The following is a 14271-nucleotide window of genomic DNA, read 5'->3' as shown; positions in this document are numbered from 1 at the left end:
TTTTAATCTAGTATACAAAATGGAACAATATATGGTAAAACATACCATAATGTAACACTAGTAAGTATTCGTATAGTGGATCTGAGGAAGTGAGCCTTATCGAAACAAGAATTCCAAATGATGGTAAATAGGCTAGATATAAAAAATAACCATCAGCGAAATACAAATATTGACTCGGTTTGGAGGGAAGTTATGTACATTGAAATAAGTATTATTGTCCCCATATATAATCTTGAACATTTACTACAAAAGTGTGTTGATTCGATACTAACTCAAACTTTTGTCGATTTTGAATTAATACTTGTTGATGATGGATCTACAGATAGAAGTGGTGAGCTTTGTGATGAGTATGCTAATCGTGACAATAGGGTAAAAGTTATTCATAAAAAAAATGGAGGAGTTGCATCCTCACGAAATGCGGGTTTAGAGATTGCGGCAGGTAATTATATTGGATTTGTTGATAACGATGACTATATCAATAAATATATGTTTGAAAGATTGTATAACAAGGCAATCGTTCATTCTTCAGATATAGTAGTTTGTGATTACAAAAATGTTGACGAAACTGAGTTACTTGATCCAGAAACAATTAATACAGACTATAAAGTACAACATTTTAATAATATAGAGGCATTAAATTATATTTACATTAATAAGAATAAACCCACATTTATATATCCGTGGAATAAATTGTATAAAAGAGATTTGTTCGAAAATATAAAGTATGAAGATGGAAACATATATGATGATGAGACTGTAGCTCATAAACTCCTTTATAGAAGTGATAAGATAACATATATTCATATTGAATTATATTACTATGTTAAAAGAAAAGGTAGTATGGTAAATTCGCCATTCCATATTAAAAAGTTCGATAGAATATACGCCCTTAAAAACAGAGAAGTTTTCTTTAGAGAAAAAAAGGAATTTGAATTACAACAAAAAGCACTTATGCATTATATGGAAACATTTTTTTGGTACTATTATTTGGCGAAGTCAAATCTGGATGGGGTCGACAAGGAGTTGAAAGAGTTAAAATGTACTTTCGATAAAAGTTTGATTCATCTGTTTAACCATAGGGCAATTGGTTGGAAACAAAAAGTCATGTGTGCATTGTTCAGTGTGAATCCATCTTTATTCGAGGTAGCCAAAAATACTGTAACAAAAGAGGTTGAGAAATAGAATAGTGCAGAAGGAGTTCAGTTACAGATGGTGAGGCTCAGTATTAATACTTAAGTCTAGATTTTAATATTAGTCAGGAAAATATAATCTTTGATAATTCCCCTAAAAATTATGAAATTCCTTATTGATTGAGGACTTATGAGTATTGGACCTTCATGGTGTGATATAGCTGGATTTTTAGGAGAGTCAAAGTATTCATTTGAAAGAATTCATACAGAATATATAAACAGTGAGGTCAGCAGTCATTTGGAGCCAATCGAAAAGTTATTTCTTGTATATACCATAATTGTTTTGTGGTTTACAGAGTTTAGTAAAGAGGAGTTTGATAATAGTCACGATATTTATCTTCGTCCAGCAATTGAGCTTCTGGAAGAGATGGCAACAGAATTAAACGAGAACCGATTAAAAGATGCTACGCCTACACAATTATATCTTACATAGAGCAGCAACTCATTCTAATTTGAGATGCTGTTTTTTTGTTTTTATTTTATTAAAAAAGGTGGTCTACTATGAAAGGAATTATTCTGGCAGGTGGAAGCGGAACGCGGTTATATCCATTAACAAGATCAATATCCAAACAGTTGCTGCCGATTTATGATAAGCCGATGATTTATTATCCTATTTCGGTATTAATGTTGGCTGGGATCAGGGATATCCTGATCATATCGACGCTGGAAGATACACCACGGTTTGAGCAGTTATTAGGTGATGGTGCGGAGTTAGGAATTAATTTATCTTACACCATTCAAGATGAACCCAATGGGTTAGCGGAGGCTTTTATTATTGGAGAAGAATTTATTGGCGATGACGATGTTTCCTTAATTTTAGGTGATAATATTTTCTATGGTCATGAATTCACTTCCCACCTCGAAAGGGTAACGAAGCAGCTAAGTGGTGCTACTGTTTTCGGATATAACGTTAAAGATCCTGAACGGTTTGGCGTAGTGGAGTTTGATCCGAATGGGAAGGCGCTTTCTATTGTAGAGAAGCCTAAGACGCCTAAATCTAATTATGCGATAACAGGCTTATATTTCTTTGATAATCAGGTTGTAGATATAGCCAAAAGAGTAAAGCCATCTGCAAGAGGTGAACTGGAAATAACTGATATTCTTCAAGAGTACTTAGAGCGAGATCAACTAAAAGTAGATTTACTCGGCCGAGGATTTGCCTGGCTAGATACTGGAACACATGAGTCATTGTTAGAAGCGTCACAGTTTATTGAAATTATCGAAAAGCGACAGCGATTAAAAGTGGCATGCTTGGAGGAAATTTCCTTTAATAAAGGTTATATTTCTGAGTCTAAGTTATTAGAGTTAGCGGAGCCTCTTAGGAAGAGTGAGTACGGTCAATATTTGATTCGGTTAGTGGAGATGAACAGGAATAAGGAGAGAGAAGGATTACATCTGATGAAGTAAATTAATAAATATCTTGGGGGAAAAAAATGAAACTAATTGATACAAAGCTTGATGGTGTGAAAGTTATTGAGCCAAAGGTTTTTAAGGATAATCGGGGTTTTTTCATGGAAAGCTTTAATTTTAAAAGGTTTGAAGAACTCGGGTTAGAATTTGATTTTATTCAGGATAATCATTCGCTTTCAGTAGATAAGGACGTTATTCGAGGGCTTCATTATCAGTTAAATCCAATGGCCCAAACCAAACTTGTTAGGGTAATTACTGGAGCAATTTATGATGTAGCAGTAGATATTCGTCAAGGTTCCCCAACATTTGGTCAATGGGTAGGGGTTACGTTGAGTGAGGATAATCACCGGATGTTTGTCGTTCCAAAAGGGTTTGCTCACGGATTTTGTACATTGAAGGAAAACACACATGTTCAGTATAAGGTAGATGACTATTACTCGGCGGAGAATGATAAGGGCATACTTTGGAATGACTCTGCATTTGGAATTGACTGGCCTGCTTCTAACCCAATTTTATCCGAAAAAGATGCTAAGCAGCCCTTGTTAAACGATGCGGAGATTAACTTCCAGTATCAGTTTAAAGAAGGTGTTGATCATGGAGTCTTATGATTACTTGATTGTCGGGGGTGGCATCATAGGACTGTCGATTGCAAGGGAATTGAAGAATAGATTTCCAGATGAATCTGTTTGTATTTTAGAGAAGGAATCTGATGTAGCTCATCACTCCAGCGGTAGGAATAGTGGCGTGTTACATGCTGGGTTTTATTATACTGCTAATAGCTTGAAAGCAAAGTTTACGAGAGAAGGCACCAAGGAATTGACGACGTATTGTGATGAACATGGTCTGAAGATAAATAAGTGTGGAAAGCTTGTGGTAGCCACAAATGAGGAAGAGTTACAGGGATTAAAAGAATTAAAAAAGCGGGCAGAGAAAAACGGCGTTAAACTTAAGTGGCTCAAAGAACAGGAAGCACAGTTGATTGATCCTAATGTAAAGACCTGCAAGTGGGCACTTTATTCACCAACAACCTCTTCTGTAGATCCAATTGAGGTATGTCAGGCAGTTAAAGCTGAAGTCATAAAAAAGGGCGTGGACATCAGGTGCAACACCCAATATAAGGGGAAAGTAAATAAAGATATTCGAACAAATAATGGAACCTTCACATGTGATTATTTTATAAATGCAGCTGGGTTATATGCAGATAAAATTGCTAAGGATTATCAGTTCGGTGAGAAGTATACAATTATTCCGTTTAAAGGAATCTATCTTATGTATGCCAAGAATAAATCGGATGTGAAGACAAATATATATCCGGTTCCGAACTTAGCTAATCCTTTTTTAGGTGTACATTATACGAAGACAGTTAATGATTCGATAAAAATAGGCCCAACAGCTATCCCTGCTTTATGGCGGGAAAACTACAATGGACTTCAGAATTTCAAATTTAACGAGTTTTTCAACATATTATTTTATGAGGCAAAGTTGTTTTTAACCAATTCGTTTAACTTCCGATCATTGGCATTTGAAGAAATAAAAAAGTATAAGAAAGCTTATTTTATAAACTTATCCTTAAAGATGGTTAAGGATTTAAATCCTAAAAACTTTGGTGAATTTATGAGACCCGGAATTCGTGCTCAACTATTGAACAAGGATACATTAGAGCTCGTACAGGATTTTGTTGTTGAAGGAGATAGTTGTTCCTTTCATATATTAAATGCAGTTTCACCAGGTTTTACCTGTGCATTTCCAATTTCACGATATGTTGTAGATGAAATTGTTAAAAAACAGGGGAAAAAGCTAGAGAAGGATAAAATCTCGTAAGGGGGAAGAAAGAGTGAAAAATGTGCTCGTAACTGGTGCTGGTGGATATATTGGAAGTATTTTAGTACCGAAGCTATTAGAAAATAATTATACAGTTACGGTAATCGATCGTTTCTTTTTTGGAGTTGATAAATTGCAACCTCATTCCAACTTAACAATTATTCATGAGGATTGCCGGCGGTTAAAAGAAGAGCATTTCTTAGATATTGATGCAGTTATTGATCTAGTAGCTATCTCAAATGATCCAAGTGGTGAGTTATTTAAAGAAGTTACGTATCAAGTTAACTATTCGGCAAGAGTGAACACGGCTATGCTTGCAAAAAAAATGGGTGTACAACGGTACATATTACCTTCTTCCTGCAGCATTTATGGGTTTCAGGATAAGGATACAATCGTTGATGAGTATGCTGAAACAAATCCATTAACAGTCTATGCAAAAGCAAATGAGAAGGCTGAGAATGGGGTTCTTCCATTAGCTGAGGATAATTTTATAGTGACTGTGATGCGGCAAGCAACTGTTTATGGCTATTCACCAAGAATGAGGTTCGATCTAGCGGTAAATGGGATGACTTATGGTGCATGGGAAAATGGAATTATTCCTTTAATGCGGGATGGATCACAATGGCGGCCAATGGTACATGTGGAAGATACGACTGATGTAATGTGCCTGTTGTTAGAAGCGGATGCTCATATCGTTAATGGTGAGATTTTTAATGTAGGATCTCAGCGAAATAATTATCAATTAGGGCCACTAGCGGAGGAAATTGCTGACGCATTGCCAGTTGATGTAAAGATTGAGTGGTATGGCGAACCAGACCAGCGCTCTTATCGCGTTAATTTTGAGAAGATCGAGAGCGCTCTGAATTGGGAGGCTAACTATACAGCGGCAGATGGGGCTCTTCAAATTTATAAAAAGTTGGAAGCTGGAACACTCGAAAAGACGGAGCAGACGATAACGCTAGATTGGTATAAGGAACTAATTAAATGGCAGGAGATAATGAAGCAGGTTAATATGTATGGAGGCGTTTTAGAAATACCAAAAAATGACCAGTTAAGTATAGCTCACCGGAGTCGGGGAGTGTTTTTTTAAGTTTGATTGTTCTTTATTGAGAAAGGTACTTTTATTAGGAGGCTAATGAATGGATAAAATAACGCGAGTTGGTATTGCTGGAACAGGGCTGATTGGTAAAGGAATAGCGTTGGAGGTTGAAAAGCAATCTGAATTAAGTTTAGCAAAAGTTCTCACGCGCCGTGATATTACTACTATGAATGATTATCCCTTTCCTGAAACACTTACAAATTCCGTAGAGGATTTTATTGGAAATTGTGACTTAGTAGTCGAATGCAGTGGTGATGTTATTTATGGAACTGAAGTTATCGATCAGGCAATTAAAGCTTCCTTACCTGTTATAACAATGAATGCTGAACTTCAAGTGACAACTGGTTCATATTTTGCAAAGAGAGGATTCATTACTGAAGCAGAGGGAGATCAACCAGGATGCCTGGCATCATTACATGAGAATGTCGTAGGAATGGGATTCAAACCATTAGTATATGGAAATATAAAAGGGTTTCTAAAACTTGATCCGATACTTGAGGATATGGAGTATTTTTCAAAAAGGAATGGTGTTCGTCTTGACATGACAATATCGTTTACGGATGGCACAAAGGTTCAAGTAGAACAGGCGTTAGTTGCTAACGGTTTGGGTGCTGGGATTGCTGTTGATGGTCTTCTTGCACCCAGTTCAAATGACTTAAACGAAACAGGTGCTGAATTAGCTGAAGAGGCTAAACAGTTAGGGTATCCTATCTCTGAATTTTTATTAGCACCAAAAGCTCCTCCGGGTGTATTTATCACAGCGGAACACGACAGCCGTCAAAAAGATGCACTTCGTTATTTTAAGATGGGAGCAGGACCGTATTATACAATTCTGCAAAACTTTCATCTCTGCCACCTGGAAGTTGTAAAAACAATCAAACGGGTTATTAATGGGGGTGGTGTTCTCTTAAACAATGGAGAAAATCCTTCTGTAGGAGTCGCTGCTATTGCAAAGAGAATACTTGAACCTGGGGAGAAAATCGAAAAGGGAATTGGCAGTTTTCAGGTAAGAGGAGAAGCCGTTAGAATGACTTCAAATCAAAATCACGTTCCAATTGGTTTGCTGGTAAATGCAGTCATGAAAAGAACAGTTGAAGAAGGGCAAATCATTACGTTCGATGATGTTGAACTACCCGAGAGTTTAGCTTTAACAGCATGGCTGGAGACGATTGAAAAGTTGCCAATTAATAGTTAATAAATAGCCCCTTTTAGCGGCGAGATAAAATTGATTTATATATGAAGGAGGTGCTCTCACTTGGAAAGAAACACTACAATTGATGTTGTAAAATGTTTTGCCGTTTTTATAGTTGTCTGTTTGCACACCGTTACTTTTGGCTACGATTGGCAAAGCAGTCAACATATCGCCTTTATAATAGGTGTTTTTCCAAGATGGGTGATACCCTTCTTTTTTATTGTTTCAGGATACTACTTTGGCCAAAAAGTGATGAATAACCTTACCTCAAAAGCCTATTTTGGCCGCTATATGTTTAAGCTAATTGGTCTGTTTCTTACTTGGTACATATTTTATTTGGTTTATGATCTTATGTTACAAACTGTGCTAGCTATTTATATGGGTTCAAACATCAGCTCTGAATTGAGCCAATACATAAAAACTTTCGTAAATATAGATGCTATTTATTATGGAGAAGGAATGACGTCCTATCATTTGTGGTACTTGACAGCGTTGATTTGGTCGATTGTTATCTTATATGTATTTATCAGACTTCGGAAGATAGGTGTGCTACTGATTTTAGGTGGTGTCTTAAATCTAATTGGTCTCTTTGGACAAATATACTCCAGTATATTCCACCTGCCAATACAAACAACAGACGCTTTATTTTTTGGGCTATTTTATACAACAATTGGCTGTTACATTGCCTATCATTATAAATGGATAATGCAGAAAGTCAGTGGAATTAAAGCAAGATACTTCATTTACTTGATCCTCCTGTTTTCAATAATTCAGGTTGTGGAGAGATTAATTACTGTATTTGTGCTGGAAGGTGAACGGACCTTTGGGGATTATTACTTATCAACTGCCCCTCTAACATTATGTCTTTTATTTATAACATTGAAAAACACATCGATAGGTCAAAATACATTTATAGCAAAACTGGGGAAAAATGCGGTTGGAATTTACGTTGCTCATTTGTTTGTAATAAGTGTATTGGCTTTATCTATTAACTTTGTCGGACTGGATTTTTTGAGAAGTGATATTTTATTTAATCTTCTATTTTCACTTGTGGTGTTTTTTACCTCTTATCAATTCTTTATACTATTTAATAAATTTATTCTTGGAATAAGATTACTATTTTCAAGGGTCCGGTATAGTAACTATATTTTTAGAACGAAGAAACAAGTGGATCAAGGTAAAAAAACTGCTATTTAATATATTAGAGGAGAGATGTAATGAAGAAGAGGTTAACTCAAATTGATATGGTTAGAGGAATGTCAATTATAGTAGTTGTAGCCGCTCATACTGACATGCCTTCAGCTTTAGGAAAGGTTTTAAGTTTATTTTGTATACCTCTTTTTTTCATGGTTAATGGTTACTTGTTTAGCCCCTCTAGATATTTATATAATTTTTCCGTCCTGGTTAAGAGGCGTCTGGTAAATTTAATAGTTCCGTATTTTTCTGCCTGTCTGCTTTCTTATATTTATTGGCTTACTGCTAGCCAAATTGGTTTTAAAGAAAAGATTATTTGGTATGAACCTCTGTTAGGCTCGCTAAACGGTAATGTAGGTCAACTTATTAATTTTCCACTTTGGTATTTGACCTGTTTGTTCTCCGCCCAATTATTATTTTGTTTAACTCAAAGAGTTTTAACGAGGTATAAGTGCAGTTTAAGTGTTCAAGTAGGCGTTTACTTTATATTAGGCTTGATTGGCTATTTAATAAGTAAGCTTGTGTTTTTACCGTGGGGATTAGATATAGCATTTACTGTACAATTGTTTCTATTTATAGGTTTAAAGTTTAAGGAGCATAAAGTGTTGGAAAATATGAAACCTGTAAGCATGTACACAATAGGAATTGCACTCATATTCATTTTTACTTTGGTTATTGACTATAATGAAATAGTAAGCGTAGCTACAAGGGATTATAATAATCTTCTAATGTTCTATGTTGGAGGGATAACTGGTAGTATTCTAATATTAAATCTAGTAAGAATGGCATCTAAATACCGGCTTATTGTAAATACACTTACTTCTATTGGCAGTAGATCATTGTCAATATTGATATTCCATGTCGGTGTTTCGTTTATTTTCTTAAGCTACGTAAATCGTTTTCTGTTTGGAGGAATTGAATTTAATTGGATCGTTAATACGATTGGTGGTGTATTAATTTCAATTATTCTAGGGGAATTGCTACGAAAACACCCTGTATCAAATTTGTTATTTAATGGGAGAAGAGAAAGTTACAAAACAATTGAGAATAAATCTGTTGAATTAAAAAGTCATACCGTGTAATGAAAATATAGAAGAGGTGATAACAGTGAAACTAGCATTTATTTCAGATATCCATGGCAATGCACTTGCTTTGGATGCCGTGTTGAAAGACATAGAGCAGAAAGAAATTGATAAGATTTATGTCCTTGGCGATCTGTGCTATAGAGGACCAGAGCCAAAGCGTTCACTTGATCTAGTCAGGTCACTGAAAACGGATGTCATCAAAGGAAATGCCGATGAATGGGTAGTTCGTGGTGTTCAAAACGGGGAAGTACCTGATCAGGCATTCGAAATAATGACTAAGGAAAGAGACTGGACTTACTCTAAGCTTAATTCGGATAGCATCGATTATCTTAGTCAGCTTCCAACAGAGTTAAACCTAGATTACAGTAACTTCAAAATTCATGCATTCCATGCGACGCCGTTAAGTTTGTTTGATGTGGTTCAACCACATGAGCTTGATGATGTCACAGAGGAAAAATTAATGAAACGAGATGCTGATTTATATATATATGGGCACATTCATAAGCCTTATATTCGGAATGTAAACGGGAAATGTATTGTGAATACGGGGAGTATTGGCTTGCCGTTTGACGGCCTGAGTATGGCTTCATACGTTGTGGTGAATGTTGAAAAGAATAGTTTTCAAGTGTCTATTGTTAGAGTTAAGTATAACGAACATGATGTGATTAACCAGTTTAGAGAATCAGATTACCCAAATAATAATATGATGGAAAATATTTTAGCAAACGCCAGAGTTTAAGGTAAATAGTAAGCTCTACAACGCCATTAATGATATTAATTTTAAAAATACGTTGTGTTTTGGGTGTGATCATTCTGGTTATTTTGATAACAACTTTAGAAGACGTAAAGTTTCTTAAAAAAATAACGACAATTTGGCTGTTGCATTTAATAAATAGTTGTAGTATTGTTCTTTATAAGGAACAATACTACAACTATATTGGGCGTTTTGGGATTAAAAATGATTTGTATGTACTTGATTAAGAATAAATGTACTGGAGGACGTTATGAGTGCAATTGCTGGAATTTATAATATAAATAAAGAACCAGTAACACAAGAGCATAGTCTTAGCATGATGAATTCACTGCAAAAATTCCCCGCTGATGATATTCAAATATGGCAAAAAGAGAATATTTTTTTAGGCTGTCATGCCCAGTGGATAACACCTGAATCAGTTGGGGAGCAGCTACCTTACTATGACTATGAACGGCAATTATCAATAACAGCAGATGCTATTATTGACAATCGCCAAGAATTGTTTCAGAAATTGCAAATTGATAAAGAAGAAGGAAAAATCATGCCTGATAGCAAGTTAATTTTACTTGCCTACTATAAATGGGGGGAGGATACTCCTAAGCATTTAATTGGTGATTTTACATTTATGATTTGGGATGAGAGAGAGCAAAAACTATTTGGTGCTAGAGACTTTTCTGGTTCTAGAACCCTATACTATTCCGCAAATGGTCAGAAGTTTGCATTCTGCACGGTAATACAGCCATTATTAACGTTACCTTATATAGAAAAGCGTATAAATGAACAGTGGCTTGCGGAATACCTTGCTATACCTAATATGATAGATGTTGTGGATAACTCATTAACCGTCATTGAAAATATTCATCAAATTCCTCCATCACACTCGATTTCAGTAGAGGATGGAAAGGTAAGTATAACAAGGTATAATATACTGTTCTCAGTTAAAAATCTCAGCTATAAAAAGGATGAAGATTACGTTGAAGCATTTAAAGAAGTATTTCAAACAGCGGTAAACTCACGCTTACGTACATTCCACTCAGTAGGATCTCAGCTAAGTGGTGGTTTAGATTCGGGTGCAGTCGCTAGTTTTGCAGCAAAGTCTTTGCAAAAAGAAAATAAACAATTACATACATATAGTTATATTCCAGAGAAAGACTTTATAGATTGGACACCTACTCACAGAATGGCTAATGAACAGGATTATATTAAATCAACTGTTAAATATGCTGGTAATATAGAGGGTCACTATATGCGTTTCGAAGGCAGAAGCTCCATTTCAGAAATCGATGAATGGCTTGAAATAATGGAAATGCCCTATAAATTCTTTGAAAACTCTCTCTGGGTAAAAGGAATATATGAGGAAGCAAGCCGGCAAGGGATTGGAGTGCTTTTAAATGGTGCAAGGGGGAATTTTTCAATATCTTGGGGACCGGCATTGGACTATTATGGACTCCTCCTGAAACAGATGAAATGGGTTCGCCTTCGTGACGAATTGCGTCATTATAGCTTAAACACAGGAATAACTAATAAATCCCGGTTACTTTCGGTTATTGGGAAGAAGGCATTTCCGTTAATGAGTCGATTGGGTGGATCACAAGAAGTTTATCAATTGCCGATGCTAATAAATCCTGAATTTGCAAATAAATATAATGTCTCTAACAGGCTTCAAGAAAACGGGATTGATATGGATGGAGTCTCTAAATATAACATTTATGAAATAAGAAAAAGACACTTTGAAAAGGAATTTATGTGGAATGCAACTGGAACTTCTGGAACGAAATTATCGTTGCGTTATGGGGTTTGGAACCGAGATCCGACCAATGATATTAGAGTAATTCGCTTTTGTTTATCATTACCGGAAGAACAGTTTGTGAAAGATGGATTAGACCGAGCACTTATTCGCAGGGCAACCGATGGATTTCTTCCTGATAAAGTTAGATTGAATCAAAAACTAAGAGGGATTCAAGGGGCTGATTGGATTCATCGAGCAGCTCCATCTTGGGATTTGTTTTTAGAAGAATTAAAAGAACTTGTGAAGGACCCTATAGTCTTGGATTTCCTAAATGTAGAAGTTCTCGAAATAGCTATTTCCAAGGCTGAGAAAGGACCACGACCGGAATATGCGTTTGATCCAGAACTCAGGGTTTTAGTACGCGCCTTAATTGTTTATCGGTTCTTAAAGACATTTTACTTTGAGGGGGGTGATATTTATGCAAAAAGAATGGCAGAGGCCAAAGTTGGAAGTATTAGACATTAACAATACAATGCAGGGGCCAGGAGTTAGAGATGTAGATGCTACATTTGAAGACGACGATGAGTTAGTTCAGCTTCATGAAAGTTAAATCTGGTTTTTACAGCAAGATGATGGATATACAGCCCTTATACATATAGGTAGGTATGAGGGCTGATTTCATACTTTAATCTTATTAATTGATTGACACTGTAACCGAAGAGTGGTAATTTTATGTTAATATTGTATTTTATAAAGAACAAAAATTCTTATAGTAGGGATTCCCGCATATATTTTTAAATCATTTGTTCTTTTGTGAGAACAAAGCCTTGGTGTGATTGATAAGGAGGACCCAATGAGTGCAATAACCGGAATTTTCCATGCTAATAGAGATCCCATACCATTTGACCATACGAATAACTTGATGAAATCCCTCTTACAATACCCCTCCGACGATATTAATACATGGAAAAACGATACTATTTTCTTAGGGTGCCATGCCCAGTGGATAACACCAGAGTCAATAGGTGAGCCCCTGCCATATTATGATTATGAAAGACAGCTAGCAATTACAGCTGATGCCATTATCGATAATCGGGATGAATTGTTAACTATGCTACAGGTTGATCGAGAACAAAGGAAGTCAATGCCTGATAGCCAATTAATTTTATTGGCATATTACAAATGGGGAGAAGAAATGCCGGAGAGGCTGCTCGGTGACTTTGCATTTATGATATGGGATGAAAAAGAACAAAAGTTATTTGGGGCCAGAGATTTTTCAGGTGCCAGGACTCTTTATTTCTACCGTAACGAGAGCAGGTTTGCGTTTTCTACGACGATGGAGCCATTATTCACATTGCCGTATGTTGACAAAGATCTGAATGAAGAGTGGCTTGCTGAGTTTATAGCAATCCCAACGATGGTTGAAGCGGTTGATATGTTCTCAACAGTTTACAAATCCATCCAACAAATTCCGCCTTCACATCGTATAACGGTTAAGCATGGTAAGGTTTCGTTTTCAAGATATTGCACAATTGAAGTGAATGAAACACTAAAGCTTAAGTCCAACGAAGAATATGAGGAAGCATTCCGGGACGTGTTTCAGAAGGCAGTAAAAGCTAGAGTTCGTACGCATGGTGAGGTCGGTTCACACTTAAGTGGAGGACTGGATTCTGGCTCTGTTGTCAGCTTTGCAGCACCAGAACTTAAAAAGGAAAACAAACAATTACATACTTTTAGTTATATTCCTGAGGATTCTTTTGAAGATTGGACTCCTAATTACTATGTAGCTAATGAAAGTTCGTATATAAAGGAAACTGTAAATCATGTAGGTAATATATCGGATAACTATTTAAGTTTCGATGGCATCAGCCCATTATCAGAAGTCGATGATTTTCTCGAAATTATGGAGATGCCTTATAAGTTCTTTGAAAATGCTTTTTGGTTAAAAGGAATAAATGAACATGCCCAGAAAAAAGAGATAAAAGTAATGTTAAACGGGGCAAGAGGAAATCACTCTGTTTCATGGGGGTCCATGAAATTAACGTACGATTTTTATACAGATTTGTTTAAGAGGTTAAGGTGGGTCAGACTTTATAACGAATTAGATGCATACTGTACTAATCATAATACTGGAAAGTCAGTAGTATTCCCATTTGTAGCTAAAAGAGCTATGCGGTCATTCGTGACAAAGAAGAAACAACATAATGACAATTTCCCTGTATTTATAAATCCTTCGTTCGCAAAAAAGACGAATGTTTTTGAAAAGCTTGAAGCTAATGGATTCAATTTGAACAGCAATCCTACTAATCTAACGAAATACAGAAATAATTATTATAAGCAGCTATTTACTTGGAATAAAAGTGGGGTGGCTGAAACAAAGTTGTCTTTACGATATGGAATATGGAATCGTGACCCAACCAACGATCTAAACGTCATACAATTTTGCCTGGCGCTACCAACTGAGCAATATGTAACAGGTGGTATGGAAAGGTCGATCATTCGGAGGTCAATGAAGGATTTCCTGCCTGATGAGGTAAGGCTGAACCAGAGAAAACGCGGGATACAAGGAGCAGATATCATCCACCGAATGAAAGCAGATTGGAATAGTTTAATTAACGAATTACATGCGCTTTCTAAAGACAGTAAAGTTAACGAGTTTATTAACGGGAAGGCGATTAAAGAAGCATTATCAAATATAGGGAGTGACCCAAAGCAAGAATTATTGTTTGATACAGATTTTAAATTTTTGACGCGGGGTTTGGTCTTTTCCCGCTTTATTAAACGTTTTGAATAAGAA

13 protein-coding genes are annotated in these 14271 nt (G+C 36.0%); all 13 read left to right on the top strand.

Annotated elements, in window-relative coordinates; translation table 11 throughout:
- Positions 1–192 precede the first annotated feature (192 nt).
- The 13 genes from ACTWQM_RS04535 to ACTWQM_RS04475 all read left to right on the top strand — a co-directional run bounded on the left by ACTWQM_RS04535 (position 193) and on the right by ACTWQM_RS04475 (position 14268).
- The gene (locus ACTWQM_RS04535) at positions 193–1182 is read left to right on the top strand and encodes a glycosyltransferase family 2 protein (RefSeq protein WP_443256964.1); all 990 of its coding nucleotides are present in this window, start codon (positions 193–195) and stop codon (positions 1180–1182) included.
- 138 nt (positions 1183–1320) lie between these two features.
- Positions 1321–1623, top strand: coding sequence for a hypothetical protein (locus tag ACTWQM_RS04530; RefSeq protein WP_443256963.1), 303 nt, complete (start codon positions 1321–1323; stop codon positions 1621–1623).
- A 68-nt stretch (positions 1624–1691) separates the two neighbouring features.
- Positions 1692–2597, top strand: a complete 906-nt coding sequence (rfbA, locus tag ACTWQM_RS04525; protein ID WP_443256962.1) for a glucose-1-phosphate thymidylyltransferase RfbA — start codon at positions 1692–1694, stop codon at positions 2595–2597.
- Between the two features lie 26 nt (positions 2598–2623).
- Positions 2624–3208, top strand: coding sequence for a dTDP-4-dehydrorhamnose 3,5-epimerase (rfbC, locus tag ACTWQM_RS04520; RefSeq protein ID WP_443256961.1), 585 nt, complete (start codon positions 2624–2626; stop codon positions 3206–3208).
- Positions 3195–4421, top strand: coding sequence for an L-2-hydroxyglutarate oxidase (gene lhgO, locus ACTWQM_RS04515; RefSeq protein WP_443256960.1), 1227 nt, complete (start codon positions 3195–3197; stop codon positions 4419–4421). The genes rfbC and lhgO overlap by 14 nt, the downstream gene beginning before the upstream one ends.
- A gap of 13 nt (positions 4422–4434) precedes the next feature.
- Complete coding sequence (locus ACTWQM_RS04510; RefSeq protein ID WP_443256959.1) at positions 4435–5511, top strand: NAD-dependent epimerase/dehydratase family protein; 1077 nt, start codon at positions 4435–4437, stop codon at positions 5509–5511.
- 49 nt (positions 5512–5560) lie between these two features.
- Complete coding sequence (locus ACTWQM_RS04505; protein ID WP_443256958.1) at positions 5561–6715, top strand: NAD(P)-dependent oxidoreductase; 1155 nt, start codon at positions 5561–5563, stop codon at positions 6713–6715.
- A 60-nt stretch (positions 6716–6775) separates the two neighbouring features.
- Positions 6776–7909, top strand: coding sequence for an acyltransferase (locus tag ACTWQM_RS04500; RefSeq protein ID WP_443256957.1), 1134 nt, complete (start codon positions 6776–6778; stop codon positions 7907–7909).
- Positions 7910–7929: 20 nt separating this feature from the next.
- Positions 7930–8988: an acyltransferase family protein gene (locus ACTWQM_RS04495; protein WP_443256956.1), complete on the top strand. Its 1059-nt coding sequence runs from the start codon at positions 7930–7932 to the stop codon at positions 8986–8988.
- A 25-nt stretch (positions 8989–9013) separates the two neighbouring features.
- Positions 9014–9730 carry a metallophosphoesterase family protein gene (locus ACTWQM_RS04490; RefSeq protein ID WP_443256955.1) on the top strand — a complete coding sequence of 239 codons (717 nt, stop codon included), beginning with the start codon at positions 9014–9016 and terminating at the stop codon, positions 9728–9730.
- 265 nt (positions 9731–9995) lie between these two features.
- Positions 9996–11999 carry a lasso peptide isopeptide bond-forming cyclase gene (locus tag ACTWQM_RS04485; RefSeq protein ID WP_443256954.1) on the top strand — a complete coding sequence of 668 codons (2004 nt, stop codon included), beginning with the start codon at positions 9996–9998 and terminating at the stop codon, positions 11997–11999.
- Positions 11953–12084 carry a paeninodin family lasso peptide gene (locus ACTWQM_RS04480; protein ID WP_443256953.1) on the top strand — a complete coding sequence of 44 codons (132 nt, stop codon included), beginning with the start codon at positions 11953–11955 and terminating at the stop codon, positions 12082–12084. Before ACTWQM_RS04485 ends, ACTWQM_RS04480 begins: the two co-directional genes overlap by 47 nt.
- A gap of 243 nt (positions 12085–12327) precedes the next feature.
- On the top strand, positions 12328–14268 hold the full coding sequence (locus ACTWQM_RS04475; RefSeq protein WP_443256952.1) for an asparagine synthase-related protein: 1941 nt from the start codon (positions 12328–12330) through the stop codon (positions 14266–14268).
- Positions 14269–14271 lie beyond the last annotated feature (3 nt).

The organism is Virgibacillus sp. L01 (assembly GCF_052246775.1).
Classification (GTDB): domain Bacteria; phylum Bacillota; class Bacilli; order Bacillales; family Amphibacillaceae; genus Lentibacillus.
Note: the sequence above shows the minus strand (reverse complement) of the source record. Positions and strands in the feature narration are given on the sequence as shown.